Source organism: Pedobacter sp. KACC 23697 (assembly GCF_045348445.1).
Classification (GTDB): Bacteria; Bacteroidota; Bacteroidia; order Sphingobacteriales; family Sphingobacteriaceae; genus Pedobacter.
This window is the reverse complement of sequence record NZ_CP157485.1, coordinates 176,765-191,405: the sequence shown is the minus strand read 5'-3', so window position 1 is coordinate 191,405 and position 14,641 is coordinate 176,765. Positions and strand designations below refer to the sequence as shown.

Below are 14,641 nucleotides of genomic sequence, written 5' to 3'. Positions count from 1 at the left end.
CAAAATGAAAAAATCATCAAACCCAAACGAACATATCAGTAAAATCTACCGCATTATAATGCTCATAAGTATTGTAATTGCCGTTACATCTTGCAAAAAGTACCTTGATGTAGTACCTGATAATGTTTCTACTATTGATAATGCTTTTAAGTTAAGATTAGAAGCCGAGAAATATTTATTTACACTGTATTCCTATCTGCCTAAAAATGGCGACGGCTGGTATAATCCGGGTATGACGGCGGCAGATGAGATCTGGTACCCACAAGATGACCAGGCGCAATGGCATGCCGCCTTCAGAATTGCCGAAGGACAACAAAATAAGGCAGAACCTTATTTTAACGATTGGACCGGTGCCAATAAAGGACAGAATGTAACAACAAAACCAATATGGGGCGGAATAAGGAATTGCAATGTTTTTCTGGAAAACCTGGCAGACCAAACCAAAGTACCCGACATTACGCAGGCAGAGCGCTCCCGCTGGATTGGAGAAGCACTGTTTCTCAAAGCTTTTTATCATTATTATATGCTGCGCATGTATGGTCCTATCCCATTAATCAATACAAATGTGCCGGTAGACGCCGACCTTGCGGGAGCTTATGTGAAACGTAAACCTATTGATGAATGTGTAGGTACCATATCCAATTGGTTTGATGAGGCGGCAAAGTTACTGCCGGAACGGATACAGGATGAAAATACGCAAATGGGAAGGGTTACCAAACCCATAGCGCTGGCCATGAAAGCAAAGTTACTGATTATGGCTGCGAGTCCATTGTTTAACGGCAATAGCGACTTTGCAAATTTCAGGGATAAAGAGGGCACAGCTTTGTTTAACCCTAGCTATGATCCTCAGAAATGGATAATTGCACGCGATGCGGTTAAAGCGGCTATAGATGCAGCCACCAGTAGTGGTTTTGGGCTTTATACCTATACCAATGATGGATTGGGGTTAAGTGATACCACGAAAACACAACTTAACATCCGCAATGCCATAACCAAAAAATATGGTGTAGAATGTATCTGGGGAAATGCACAATCTTACTTCGTGAATGAAAATTTATGCATGCCACCTACTGAAGATAACGGCGTAAATGGCAGGGGACCTGGCGCAGGTGTTTGGGCGCCGCCTATCAAAGTTGTTAAACTATTTTACACTTCAAACGGCGTACCCATAGAAGAAGACAAAACATTAGATTTCAGTAAATATAGTCAGTTAAGAACGGCCACAGACAAAGAACGTTTTTACATCAAGAATGGCTTCGTAACTGCAAGGCTTAATTTCGACAGGGAGCCACGTTTTTATGCTGACCTTGGATTTGACGGTTCCATCTGGTACATGAAAGACGGTAACAACAGAGGCAGTGATGAAAATAACTTTTATGTAAAAGCCAAAAATGGAGACAAGGCGGGTTTCGGTAACGATTTCAGGAATTGGAGTGAAACCGGTTATTTTATCAAAAAACTGGTCAACTGGGAATCTACCACCAACAACAATTCTGTGGTTTGGCGCCAATTTCCATGGCCTGAAGTGAGGATGGCAGATCTCTATTTACTCTATGCTGAGGCCGAAAATGAAGTAAATGGTGGTTCTACCCTGGCCATCCAATATCTGGACAGAATAAGGTTGCGTGCCGGACTCAAAGGCATTGTAGAATCATGGACAACGTATTCCAACAATCCTAGAAAATATAGCACGAAAGACGGCCTGCGCGCCATCATCCACCGGGAACGTGCTATAGAAATGATGTTTGAAGGACAACGTTTCTGGGATCTGCGCCGCTGGAAAGAAGCATCAGAAGAACTTCAGAAAGACATTACCGGCTGGAATATCATCGGCAAAACCGACGCTACATATTACCAGGAACGCTTCATATTCAGTCAGCGTTTTATCGCTCCGAGAGATTATTTCTGGCCGATTGGTAATTATGACACCCGACGGAACACTAACCTGGTGGAGAACCCGGGCTGGTAAGATAAAAAATGAATCGTAAATATATTTTATATGAAAAATAAATTCAAAATCCTGGCGATAATAGCTTATTCCTTCATCCTTTTAGCTTCATGTAAAAAAGGAGAAGAACTCAATACCAATGAACCGGTAAGCGATGACCCAACCCCACCTGCACAGGTGAGCAATGTAAGCGTTGTTAACCAGAATGGAAAAGCGACAATTACTTATACTGTACCTAATGACCCCAGGTTACTGATTGTAAAAGCGGTGTACAATTTGTCGTCTGGCAAGCAATATGAAGCGCAGACATCCTATTACAACAACTCACTGGAGGTTTTGGGCTTTGCCGATACAGACGAACACGAGGTAAAGGTGTATTCTGTTAGTCGTTCTGGCGTAGTATCAGCCCCGATCACCGTGAAGGTAAAACCCTTAATTGCCCCTATCTGGCAAACATTTAAAAGTTTAAAAGTGCAAAATGCCTTTGGCGGTTACAACCTGAGCGCATTAAACCCTTCCAAAGGCAATGTAAATATTATGGTAATCGGCAAAAACATGTATAACGAACTTGCGGCAGATTACGATAAAAGTGTTTTTACCAATGTAGACAGTATCTTTTCTAAAGTCAGGGGCTTAGACACAAACGTTCACCGGTTTGGTTTTTTTGTTCAAGACAGATGGGGGAATAAAACCGATACGATCTATCAGGACATTAAACCAATCTTCGAAGTACAGTTGCAAAAATCCAGATTTCAGGAATACAAGCTTCCGGGCGATCCGCCGATGTGGGGAGCAGTGAGTAAAGCCTGGGATGGCAGATATGGTTGGGAAGCTTGTTTTACACAACAGATCGCTGGTGGTAACGGACCACATACGGTAACCTTTAGTTTGGGCATATCAGCAAAACTAAGCCGGATCTGGATGCGTCCTTATGCAGAGGTCAATCCGTTACGATACTATTACCTTCAGGCCATGCGTCGTTTTGAAATCTATGGTTCAGACAATCCTAACCCTAATGGTGCACTAGATAGAAGTTGGGTTCTTTTAGGCGCTTACACCATTACTAAGCCATCAGGCTTACCTTACGGAGTAGAAAATGAACTGGATAAACAAACCGCTGAGGCCGGTTATGATTTACAATGTGATCTTTCCGCACCAAAAGTAAAATATCTCCGGGTACGTTGCCTCGAGAATTGGGTAGGTGGCACAGGTTTGAATATTGATGAGTTAACCGTATATGGTGATACCCGATAAAAATAAGCAACAAATCTCACGCATGTCGAACCATGTTCTGAATGTAAAAAGGGAATAAAAATATTATAAAATGGAACACAGAAAATTAATAATGATTACAATCATGGCAACGTTAATGTTTGCTATGGTTTCCTGCTCCAAATGGGACGATTTTAAGAAATATACCGCTGATGGAGAAACGATTTATAGTGGCAAGGTTGATTCTTTAAAAATAATGCCAGGAAGACTTCGCGTGGAATTAAAAGGCCTGCTCTCAGCAGATGCCAAAATTGAAAAGATTAAAGTCACCTGGAATGACAAAAAAGATTCTTTAGTTTTCGCTATATCAAAAACAGGAAGACCTGAAACTATCAACAAAATTTTCAGTGTTGATGAAGGTGTGAAAAATTTCAACGTGCAGACGTTTGATGCGAGTGGTAATGCTTCACTAATCGTCACTGCTACGGGCATCGTTTATGGGCCAAAATATGAAAGCAACCTTTTCAATCGCCCAATTCTCAATGCCGTAATATTAAATAATGGCAATGCGAAAATTGATTGGGATACTTTTGATACATCAACAGGCGCAAAGGGAACATGGATTACGTATACCACAACGGCTGAAAAGCGTACAACTGTATTTTCGGCAATTGGCGAAAGCGCTGCAATGCTTTCAAATTACAAGCCAAACACCACCTTTAGCTACAAGACAATTTATTTGCCGGTACCTACTGTTATTGACACCTTATATTCGGTACAGGACAGCAGGTTAATCCAGTAGGGATAGGTTAGCATTGTATCATTAATAAGAGGCTGTATCATCAGAATAAAATTGTCATCATGAGCTTCGCGAAGTTTCTGAACAGGTCGCCGAAGGAGCTTATCTAAATGCTTTAAAGGCGTTTAGATACTTCATCAAGTTCCGTACAGGCTGAGCCCGACGTGACAAATTATAGCTTATGGTACAGTCTCCTATATTATAAACATTGCTACAGGAGATATAATAGCAAACTTTCCTACCATACTGTGATTAACAAAAGCTCCATTTTAGCAAATTAAAACACATCAGAAATGTTAGTCTCTTCATGCATCCCGAACTATCTTCTTTTCCTTTTAAGCCACAGCAGTGCACCGCTTATGGATAGAAAACCTGGTGTGAGCCCAAAGATTACATATACCCACTTTAAGATATCACCTCCAAAAACACCCGTATGAAGCGCATAAGCCATATATTCAAGCCGCTCGGACAGACCCTGTTCATCGATTACCTTTTTATCTTTCATTTCTCCGGTCTGTGCATCAAAGGTAATTCCGCTGGCCTTGCCCTGCAGCAGCACATTGGTCGTTTGGGGCATTTGGCCACGTAATAAAATATCAGCATCTTTTACCGTTGGAATAGTTACCGCGACGGGTATAAATCCCGGAATAGTTTTGCATGCACGGGCCATCAGGCTATCTATATTTGCAGCGACTTCATAATTTGCCTGCTGTTTTGGAAGTGTCCACATGGCAGGGCTGAAATATTCCTTCAGCATCCAGAAGCCGGTAAAAAACAGGATGATATTAAACAGCAATGCCCAAACACCGATAATGCGGTGTAAAGATGAAACCCCCGTTCGCCAGCTCCTAAAGTTTAGTCCTGCTTTGAAGCGTAGCGCTTTCCAGAAGTGTTTGCGGTAAATGACGGTGCCGGTAATCAGCGATAACAGCATCACAAGGCCCACAATCGCGGTAAGCAGCATACCCGGAACCCCAAGCTGCAAACTGTAGTGAAGGGTGTAAATCCAGCGCAGAAAAGAAGGCGAAAACTGATCGTAACCGCCCTCTCTTAGAATTTTACCGCTATAGGGATCTACAAAAACATAGTAAAGATAATTATCGGCAAGCTTCTGCTGCCTTTTGTAGAGCATAAATTCATAACTATCAAACCTGTCCCTTGGAAAATCGTGTAGCACCAGTTTTTTAAGGTTTGGATGGCTACGCAACACCATCCGGTAAAGCTCATCGGCAGGATTTTTTTTCTGTCCTGGAACAAGCCTGTGCAGTTCAGGATTAAAATAGCGCTCAAGTTCATGCCTGAAAACCAGCAGCGAGCCGCTCAGTCCGTAAAGCAAAAAGAATATCCCTGCTGCGAGGCCTACCCAGCCATGGAGTTTAAAGGATATTTTTGTGATGCGTTTTTTCCAATCCATTACTTATATCAAGATTAAAATTTATAGCCAACGTTCAACCTGAACGCTCTTGGGGCATAGGGTACATAGGCATAGGTGCCTATGGTAGCTGAAGATGGCGTAATCCATGCGCTTCCGTAATTGAACCTGTTTAGGATATTGTTTACAATTCCGTTCACACTGAAGTGGCCATGCGACCAGGCTATACCAGCATCTACCCTGAATACTGGCGCAAGCGCTAGTTTTTGGAGTTCGTAGCGACCGGCCCGCCCCACCTGCAGCTGGTAGCCTGCTGATAAAGATAAGCCCTGTAATTTCTGAATCGGCAAGAGGTAATTCAGCCAGGTATTCTGGATATGCTTCACCGTAAATGGCGTTGTCAGCCCTACCCTTGCCGGATTTTCGTCTTTTGAAATGTGGCTGTCGGTATAGGCATAATTAATTACCGAATTAAGTCCTTTAACAATTTCCCCCTTCAGGTCAAATTCTATTCCTTTCGAGGTGGTCTGTCCGAGCTGGGTCTGGATGTTGGTGGAAGGATCGGTTACTTTAACGTTATCTCTGATAATGCGGTAAAGGGAAACTGTTGTATTCCATTTACCTCCCATCCAGTCTTTTTTAAGACCTGCCTCTAGGTTCTCGCCTTTTAAGGGCTTAAATGCTTCTCCGCTTGTGGTATTCACGCCACTCTGCGGGGTAAAGGTCTGATCATAGAGTGCATACACTGAAAAATCGGGCATCAGCGAATAACTTAATCCCAATTTTGGCGTAAAGGTGGTATTTTTAGTCACGCCCAGACTGGTTTTTGCCGGGCTTTTTTGAACACCAGTTTCGCTAAAGGTCATTCTTGCGCCCAAAGTAACCCTTAATTTATTTTCAAACATCCCAAGTTCATCCTGCAGGTAGAGGGCCTGGTATGAGATGGACTGCTGATCGGTTGCAATCTCAGATAATGCACCGGTTCTCACGTTGGCATCAAAAGAAATGCCATATACGGGATTGTTTGCATCCAGGGGATAAAGGGTCTGGTTGGCGGTTGGATCTCCTGATCCGGAATAGGAGATAAACTTTTTACGGTTGATATCCATTCCGCCCAGCAACTGGTGACGAACCTTACCGGTAGAAAATTCACCGCTGATGTAGGGCTGGATGGCCAGCACATCAGTATTTAAACGCTCGTAAGTTGCCCTGCGCATAATCAGGTTGGGTTGGACAGCATTATAGCGGGAAACAAAGAAGTAGGTCCCCTCCAGGTGATCCCTGGCATAAGCGGTATTTATCGTCAGGTGCCAGTTTTGGTTAAAGGAATTGTGGTAGCTTAAAAAGCCATTGTGCTCTATGGATTTAAATGGCGCCTTATTTGGATCGTTTATGGTAAAGTCTGTCGGCAGACTTGCAAATCCATTGGGTGCAAATACGGTAGCGAAATACTGCTGGTAACGCTGGTCCTGGAAAAGATACTCGGCAGAAACATAGGAATGATCGTTGATATTATACCTGATCACCGGATCTACCACAAACTTATCATTAAAATTATATTTCTGGAAAGATTTGGACTTTTGCCCGACAGCATTTAAACGGTACTGCCACTTTCCACTCTTACCGAGATTTCCATCCAGATCTGCGCTGAGGCGGTACAGGTTAAAGCTTCCTGTAGTAAAACTAATCTGATGATTTTCAGTGCCGGTAGGCTGCTTGGTGAGTACGTTATAGGATCCGGCAGGGTCGAATAAACCGTTAATATAACTGGAGGGCCCTTTAATAAATTCCACCCGGCCGATGATAGCCGCATCCTCGGCGCTGGGACCTGCATAGATCATGGAAATATCCAGTCCGTTACGCATCGGGGTAATTTGCGCCCCGCGCATAAATACAGAAGAATTGTATAGGTCAGCATTGTTATTGCGCAGTGCCCCGCTTACATTGCGGGTTACGCTTTCATTGATGGTTATGGCCTGCTGGTCGGCAATGAGGCGCTGATCAATCTCCTGGATGTTCTGCGGCAGCTGCAGTAGCGGGGTACTGAGCTTCAGCGTACCTGAAGACTTGTTCAGGTTATACCGGCGGTAATAGCGTGAGCTGATCCTGACCTCATCGAGTACCTTTGCCGATGTATCCGGTGCAGCGCTCACGGTGTCCTTTTTTACCTTTGTTTTTTGCTGGGCGTTCACCCCCACCGTTAAGGCTAAAAAACATAAGCCTGTAATAATTATCCTTTTCATCTAATCTTTTTTGTCACTACAAATCCCAACAATAGTATGGAAGCAGTCAGGCACCTGTTTAAGCTGAGCCAAAATCAATTTATCCTCAGACTTACTCTTAATGAGTTTATCCAGCCCTGCGCTTTCTAAATAAAGCTTACGGACAGCCGGGATTATTCCAGGCCTCGAAAATTCGGCAGGGATATCGGATTTATGCAGCAACGCTGCTTCTCTCAACGGTTCGCCGGAACGTTCTTTCACCGGCGCAAGGTTTCCTTCCTCAGCCGGGTAAAAAGTCTGTGAAATAACCATACTAAAATTTTTAAGTGCAGGCCATTTATCAAAGTTTTCCTGCGCATTAAGGTTCAGGGAAAACAGGATAATACCAAGGGCGATGACCAATATTTTGTTCATTATTTTATTTTCTGATGTATTTTTTAGGTTCTGCCACAAATTTCTTTTTGCAGCCTTCCGAGCAAAATCCGTACACTGCTTTTTCATATATAGCTGTTCTGGTACTGCCTGCTTTTACTTTCATTTTGCAGACCGGATCGCTACTGTCTTTTTTCAGCGTGTCTGTCTGCAACGTTCCGAAAACAACCTTATCTTTTGCCTTTACAACGGAGATACTGAGCAGCAATGACACCCCTAGCATATAGATTAATTTTTTCATCTTTTTATTTTTTAATTGGTCACTAATTTGATGGTTTATTTCTCTTTCAAAAGGATGTCCATATCTTTCATGAGCTGTTCTACCTGATCGGCATTGGTTCCGTCATAGGCTTCCCTAACCCTACGGTGCTTATCAATCAGTACCAGATAACCCTGGTGAACATAGCCACCGGGAGCGGCTTTGTCTTCATTAACCGAAACGAGATAATCCTTTTGCGCCATGGCGTAAACCATGTCCCTAGCACCCCATACAAACTGCCATTGTTTACCGTCTGCGCCAAGCTTGGAGCGGTAGGACTTTAACCTTGATGGAATATCATAACGGTAATCAATGGTGTGGGATAAGAACATCACCTCAGGATTACCCTTATATTTTTCATACACTTTTAAAAGGTTTCGGTGCATAACCGGGCAGATGGTTGGGCAGGAAGTAAAAAAGAAATCCGCCACATAGATCTTGCCATCGAAATCTTTATTGGTCACCATTACGCTGTCCTGGTTTAAAAAGCTAAAATCAGATATCGTTTTATAAACCGTATCGATCACAGGCTTTCCATCCACCACGGTCTGCTTTACCCCATCGGGAATCAGCGGCAGCCTGCGTTCTGATTGCTCGCATGCCGAGATCATAATTGCCAGCATAAGCATTAACATTATTTTTATGCGCTCTTTATTCATCTTTGCATGTATTAAATCAATGTTTACTGTGGTCATGTTCAGCCTCTTCGGAGGCAGGTTTCAGGTTGAACTTTTTCAGGTAAGCATCCGATTCATCCAATGCCTGTTTGTACTCATCATCAAGCTTTTTAATCTTGGTCATCTCGCCCTGAAAATACTTTACCGCTTCTGCATTACTCTTGCCCTCAATATCCGGCTGGAAATTATGCATCCAGTCCATCATATTGTCATCGGCTTTGGTCAGCTTTGTGATAAGCAGACTAATGTTCCTTTTTTCTTCAGTGGTATCAAGATCTGGTTTGCCCAGTTTTAGTTCTTTAAGTTTTACCTTGGCAAGGGTATCCAGAACCATCTTGTTCTTTACTGCTTTTTCCCCATCTCCCATCACCTTATCATGAAGATCCATCACCTGCTGACGTACAGCCTTGTAATCGGGTTCACTTTTACATCCGGTAATTATCGCTGCGCAGAGCGCTACGGAGGCAACGGCCAGCGAGCTTTTTTTGATCAGATTTCTCATATTCTTTAATTTTAATTTCAATTAACTTTTTATATCATTTAAAATGGTACACTCATGTGTACCATCAGGCGGTTTCCGGCATAAGCTCTTCCTCCTGCCAGATTCTGCAACCTGACGTTCTGGTAATTGGCGCCTACCGAAAGTCCTTTCAGGACAACCTCTGCGCCTGCAACAGCTGAAAGAGAATAGCCACCGGATACATCGACCATATATTTTTTGTTCTCCACATCCTTATCTGCAGTCTCATACAGTATCCCTGCATTAGGAGCAATGGTAACACTATGGGCGATGCGGAACTTATAATATACGAGCGCGTTTGCAGTAAACTTATTGCCGTAACGGTAAGCATATTTGTTTTCGGTATTTATTTTATAGTTGGCATTCAGGTTCATTCCCAGGTCGTTGTAGCGGATATCATAAGCCGCATTGACCGTAAAATCGGTACTTGCTGTGCCCAGCTGGAAGTTGTTGGGCGATTCCTGAACCGCCAGACGTTCGCTGGGTTCATATTTTCCGGTAGGCGCCTTGATCCCGGCGCCTACCCAAAGAGACTGGACGAGCAGTTTTTCGCCCAGGGTACCGGTATGATTAAACAGGTTATAGTATCCCATCACTGCAATATCACCGAGTCCGTTCTTGGTACCATTTGCTTCCTGGCTTTTACGCTCATTGAAGTTATAAGGGACAAATGCCAAAACCCTGAACTTCTTCCCAAAGTTCCATCCGCCCCAAAGTTCAGCGCTCTGGTAGGTCTCATCTGCGGTCAGCGGCGTACGCTCCCCTTGCGGCCCAAGGTGCGTTTGCAGGGACTTGTACTGATAGCGCAGTCCTAAAAATCGTTTGTTATATTCAGGCAGAATCCCAATGTAATAGCTCCCTACCCCACAGCCGCAGATATCGCAGGCCAGCGACGGAAAGGTGAGCGCCATCAGAAAGATCCAGATTATTGTTTTTTTTATGCTCATACTAAATGTTATTGTTCGGCCAGGGCCGGATTGTTTATAAAAGCCTCATCGTTCAGTGTGGATAAGAATGCCAGGAGTTTGCGCTTATCATCATCACTTAAGGCGATGCCCGGTTTAGTTCCGTTTTTTAATATCGGATCCAGGTTTGGCAGGTCCTGTACCTGCGAATTATAATGTTCCAGCACACCGTCAAGTGTTAAAAACCTGCCATCATGCATGTATGGCGCAGTATATTTCAGGTTTCGGAGTGATGGCACCTTGAACTTGTACCTGTCAGTTGCAATCAGCGTAGCGGTATAGAGTCCCTGGTCATTTATCGGGCTTAAAGAAAGTCCGTTATTGTGAAAGGATCCGTCGGTGAACAAGGGCTCGCTATGGCAGGAGGCGCATTTCTCTTTAAACAGCGTATAGCCTTGCTGCTCCTGCGTGGTAAAAGATATGCCCGATTCCTTTCTGCTCACCTTATCGTATTTAGAATTGCTGCTGATGCACATCACCATAAACTGCGATAGTGCTTTCATCATCCTTGCGGTGGTGATTTCCTCAGTGCCGAAGGCGTTCTTGAATTGGGTAGTATATTTTGGTAAAAGCCTCAGTTTTGCCATTACGTTATCCACGCTTTCATCCATTTCCTCATGGGTGGTAATGGGCACAACAGGCTGCAGGTCGAGGTCAAAAACACCTCCACCCCACATAAAAGCCTTATTCCAGGCCAGGTTCATAATTGGCGGAGAGTTCCGGGTACCCAGGCGGTCATCTATGCCATGGCTCACATCATGCCCATGCTGTGTAAAAGCAGAAGACTGAATGTGGCAGGAGCCGCAGCTTACCGTATTGTTCCTGGAAAGCCTGGCTTCATAAAACAGACTTCTTCCCAATTCAAACCCGGCCTTCGTTACCGGGTTGGCAGACAGGTTATAAACCGGCTCGGGAAAATTCGAAGGTTTCTGAAAACCCAGAAAGGTCTCAATCTGCTCTTGCACGATATCGCTCTTTTTACAGGCGTAAACAAAGAGGCATAGCGAAAATATAATCAATATATGTTTTTTACTCATAATGCCTAGTTTTCGGTGTGGTCGTGTCTGAACATACTGGTCAGGTTTTTTGCAATATTTACGCTATAGTCGCTGAACATCACATTGGGATGGGCTGCTATACTAAAGCTGTTAGGGCCGTTAAAGACCTTCATCGCGTCTACAAAAAGGTGAACGTTACTCTGTCTGTCCTTTCTCACTCTGGCAATACCAGCAGTAGTCAGATCGACAGTGATGGTCTTAATGTTGTTTATCGTTGGCGCAGAATAACCACCAAATCCGCCGATATGGTATTTGAATTGTTTCTTTCCGGTCGGATCACCATTTACGTCATCGGAGATTACGTTTGAATTACCTTCAAAGCGGAAAAATATGTAACCCGAATTCCAGCCCCAGTACATCCCTCCGCTATCATGATCGCCAGCAGCTGCCGGGTCAAGGACTCCTGTACGCTTATCAATACCCATCGTACTTCTTAGGCTATCTACGCCTAAAGTGAAAGTCAGCCTGGTGTAATCACCCTCAGGCACACGTACTTTTGCAAAACGGGTCGCTTTATCAGATGATTTAATCAGAAAATAACTGCTGTCCTGTTTTACTGCGTATTCTTTTCCATCTGCGGTAGCCACCTTGATGTTGCTGATGAAGTACTGCAGCATGGATACGGTAAACTTTTCGCCAGCTGCATTGGTATAGGGCGTAGCGGTATTATTAAAGGTCAGTGTACGATCGCCGATAATATTATCGAACTCTACTGAAAAGGGCGCCAGATTACGCTCATTAAAGTCTGGCGCAACATCTTCACTTTTTTTGCATGAGCAGATCAGCAATACAGCTGAGCATAAGAGAAGCGTAATGGTGTATTTGAATTTTATCATGGCAAATTGGGTTTGTTAAATTTTATATTGCGGATGAAATCCTCATCCGTGAGTGTATTTAAAAAAGCGATGATATCGCTCTTGTCCTGTAGCGATAGCGGAACGCCTGCCTGACCGTTGTTCTGGGAAAGCAGCACATCGGTAGTAGGCGAAACCTCAACACCACTGTTATAATGCTCGATCACCTCTGCAAGGGTTTTAATTCTCCCGTCGTGCATATAAGGTGGGGTAAGGGCAACGTTTCGCAGCGTTGGCGTTTTAAACTTTCCAAGGTCTAAGGGATTATAGGTAATCCTTGATCTACCCTGGTAAAGACCATCGAGCGAAGCATTGCTAAAATCCTTATCGATCCCGTTATTATGGTAACCACCATCTGTAAAAAGCTCACCTGAGTGGCAACTGCGGCATTTGGCATTAACCAGTAACATCCCCCTGATTTCCTGATGAGTTAGTATCGAACCATCTTCTTTCCGGATATATTTGTCATACCTGGAATTTCCAGAGATTAGTGTTCTCTGGAACTGCGCGAGGGCTTTCGCGATATTGGCAGATTTCACGCCGGTTCCAAATGCTTCCTGGAAGCGTTTGGCATAATCGGGAACTGCCTTGAGCTCATCTTCCAGTTCGGAGAGGTTCTGGTGCATTTCATCAGCACTGGTGAGCGGTCCGAAGGCCTGCGATTCCAGGTTGGTTGATCCGCCATCCCAGAAAAGGCCGCTTTTTGCCCAGGCCAGGTTAATCAGTGCCGGCGCATGGCGTGGCAAGGTCTGCCCGGATTCACCGGTATTGCTCAGCGCTATCCCATCACTGAAAGCAAGTTCCTGATGGTGACAAGAGGCGCAGGAAAGCTTGTTGCTTCCCGAAAGCCGCGTATCGTAAAAAAGCAATCTTCCAAGCGCAACCCCCTGTTCGGTAAGCGGATTATCCGGATCATCCAGCACCGCAGGAAAATTCGCGGGGATATCAAGCGCAATTTTTTTGGGCACGGTTTCTCTAGCCATATCATTTACCTCTTCCTTTTTACAGGAAGAGATAAAAAATATAGCGGCACATGCCACCAGCATGACAAAGCCTGTTAAGGACTTAAGATTTACCACAGCGGTTACTGGGCAGATTTAACAGAAAATACCTTGCCTGAATAATTTGCAGCAACAGCAGCCATAAGAGTAGCCTGAGATGCACCTACTGAAGGAGTGGTCATGAGGTCAACGCCATCGGTTATCTTGGTCACATCAGCATTTAACAGGATAGCGGTTGATTTGGCCGAACCGATGTGCAAAGCAGATGGCAGGTTAAGGGTTACTGTTTTAAAGTTGGCATTCAGACCGGTTTCTACAGCAATAGTTTTGGTGGCTCCAGCTGCTGTTACTTTTCCTTTTAATGAAGAAAAGATATAACTGGTGGCCCACATCCATGAAACATTGGTCATCCCGTTAAGCTGCGAAAGCTCACCCGCTTGCAGACTCAGGTTATTATTGTATTTCTCCGGAACGCCAACAGAAAAACGGATTGATTTATAATCCCCTGCAGGAATCCCTGCAAGTTCAACGCTTTCCCTTTTGTTTGCGGGATAAATATAGGCACTGTTTGTTTCTGCAGCTTTGTTCTCTTCAATCAGGTAATAACTGTTCGGTACAGCATACTCGTCGCCGCTTGCCTTAATCAGTACCACATTGCTTACCCAGTACCTCAACTGGGTAAAGTTCCAGGTTTTAGATCCTATGGTGAAATCTTGATCAAGCGCAAAGTCTGATGTACCCACAACGGCATCAAAGGTTAGCTTCGCCCTACCATCCGTTTCATGAATAGCACCCGGTTCAGCATCTTTAGAACATGAGGCAAATAAAATTGTAGCTAATAATATGATCGTTAAAAAATTTTTCATTTTTTTTAATATAATTCAATAAGGCATATCTGTTGCATGCCATAATGCACTGGTTTGTAAATTGGATTTTGATGGAGAGATTTTCCCCGAAATAAAAATACAGGCCCAAACGCCAGCACTTGCCATAAAAGTGGCATTGCTGGATGAGAATTATATAGAAATGCTAAGCAAACAGAAAATTTCCGGATACAAATAGCAAAAAAAGATAAAAGAATTATGTTTAAGCCTGAAGACTAGCGGCTTTTGGTGGCTGGAATATAGAAAAGGCACGGTGCATGGTATTGAGCACCGGACGTTCCGGATAGATAATTTTAACAGTTGAGCGTTTAAAGGTAAAGGATGATGCAGCTGTAGGCAATGCTTCCATGTAATGGCCCCGCTGATTTTCCCTTTCCTGTTTTTTCTCCTTTTCTTCAGCCTGCTTTAGTTTCTTCATCAGAAAACATTTGCCATTAC

The 14,641-nt window shown here is 43.9% G+C and carries 15 protein-coding genes; 3 read left to right on the top strand and 12 right to left on the bottom strand.

Annotation, left to right across the window (positions count from 1 at the left end; translation table 11 throughout):
• The first annotated feature begins 4 nt into the window (after positions 1 to 4).
• From ABEG20_RS00770 to ABEG20_RS00760, 3 genes are all read left to right on the top strand, one after another.
• Complete coding sequence (locus ABEG20_RS00770) at positions 5 to 1,969, top strand: RagB/SusD family nutrient uptake outer membrane protein (protein ID WP_406825515.1); 1,965 nt, start codon at positions 5 to 7, stop codon at positions 1,967 to 1,969.
• A gap of 30 nt (positions 1,970 to 1,999) precedes the next feature.
• Positions 2,000 to 3,202, top strand: a complete 1,203-nt coding sequence (locus ABEG20_RS00765; protein ID WP_406825514.1) for a DUF4959 domain-containing protein — start codon at positions 2,000 to 2,002, stop codon at positions 3,200 to 3,202.
• A gap of 70 nt (positions 3,203 to 3,272) precedes the next feature.
• Positions 3,273 to 3,962, top strand: coding sequence for a DUF4998 domain-containing protein (locus ABEG20_RS00760; protein ID WP_406825513.1), 690 nt, complete (start codon positions 3,273 to 3,275; stop codon positions 3,960 to 3,962).
• A 316-nt stretch (positions 3,963 to 4,278) separates the two neighbouring features.
• Here the strand turns inward: ABEG20_RS00760 and ABEG20_RS00755 are convergent, their stop codons facing one another.
• The 12 genes from ABEG20_RS00755 to ABEG20_RS00700 form a co-directional block, all read right to left on the bottom strand.
• Positions 4,279 to 5,373, bottom strand: a complete 1,095-nt coding sequence (locus ABEG20_RS00755) for a PepSY-associated TM helix domain-containing protein (protein ID WP_406825512.1) — start codon at positions 5,371 to 5,373, stop codon at positions 4,279 to 4,281.
• A gap of 14 nt (positions 5,374 to 5,387) precedes the next feature.
• On the bottom strand, positions 5,388 to 7,574 hold the full coding sequence (locus tag ABEG20_RS00750; protein WP_406825511.1) for a TonB-dependent siderophore receptor: 2,187 nt from the start codon (positions 7,572 to 7,574) through the stop codon (positions 5,388 to 5,390).
• Positions 7,575 to 7,967: a hypothetical protein gene (locus ABEG20_RS00745; protein ID WP_406825510.1), complete on the bottom strand. Its 393-nt coding sequence runs from the start codon at positions 7,965 to 7,967 to the stop codon at positions 7,575 to 7,577.
• A 4-nt stretch (positions 7,968 to 7,971) separates the two neighbouring features.
• Positions 7,972 to 8,226 (bottom strand): YHS domain-containing protein, encoded by a 255-nt coding sequence (locus ABEG20_RS00740; protein WP_406825509.1) that lies wholly within the window; start codon positions 8,224 to 8,226, stop codon positions 7,972 to 7,974.
• A gap of 35 nt (positions 8,227 to 8,261) precedes the next feature.
• Complete coding sequence (locus ABEG20_RS00735; RefSeq protein WP_406825508.1) at positions 8,262 to 8,903, bottom strand: SCO family protein; 642 nt, start codon at positions 8,901 to 8,903, stop codon at positions 8,262 to 8,264.
• Positions 8,904 to 8,919: 16 nt separating this feature from the next.
• The gene (locus ABEG20_RS00730) at positions 8,920 to 9,423 is read right to left on the bottom strand and encodes a hypothetical protein (RefSeq protein WP_406825507.1); all 504 of its coding nucleotides are present in this window, start codon (positions 9,421 to 9,423) and stop codon (positions 8,920 to 8,922) included.
• Between the two features lie 38 nt (positions 9,424 to 9,461).
• Positions 9,462 to 10,388, bottom strand: coding sequence for a transporter (locus ABEG20_RS00725; protein ID WP_406825506.1), 927 nt, complete (start codon positions 10,386 to 10,388; stop codon positions 9,462 to 9,464).
• A gap of 8 nt (positions 10,389 to 10,396) precedes the next feature.
• Positions 10,397 to 11,443 carry a cytochrome-c peroxidase gene (locus ABEG20_RS00720; RefSeq protein ID WP_406825505.1) on the bottom strand — a complete coding sequence of 349 codons (1,047 nt, stop codon included), beginning with the start codon at positions 11,441 to 11,443 and terminating at the stop codon, positions 10,397 to 10,399.
• 5 nt (positions 11,444 to 11,448) lie between these two features.
• On the bottom strand, positions 11,449 to 12,300 hold the full coding sequence (locus tag ABEG20_RS00715; RefSeq protein ID WP_406825504.1) for an MbnP family protein: 852 nt from the start codon (positions 12,298 to 12,300) through the stop codon (positions 11,449 to 11,451).
• Complete coding sequence (locus tag ABEG20_RS00710; protein ID WP_406825503.1) at positions 12,297 to 13,301, bottom strand: cytochrome-c peroxidase; 1,005 nt, start codon at positions 13,299 to 13,301, stop codon at positions 12,297 to 12,299. The genes ABEG20_RS00715 and ABEG20_RS00710 overlap by 4 nt, the downstream gene beginning before the upstream one ends.
• Positions 13,302 to 13,402: 101 nt before the next feature.
• A complete protein-coding gene (locus ABEG20_RS00705; RefSeq protein ID WP_406825502.1) occupies positions 13,403 to 14,185 on the bottom strand; it encodes an MbnP family protein in 783 nt (260 codons plus the stop codon).
• Positions 14,186 to 14,405: 220 nt separating this feature from the next.
• Entirely contained in the window at positions 14,406 to 14,621 is a 216-nt protein-coding gene (locus ABEG20_RS00700; RefSeq protein ID WP_406825501.1) for a hypothetical protein, read from the bottom strand.
• Positions 14,622 to 14,641: the final 20 nt, after the last annotated feature.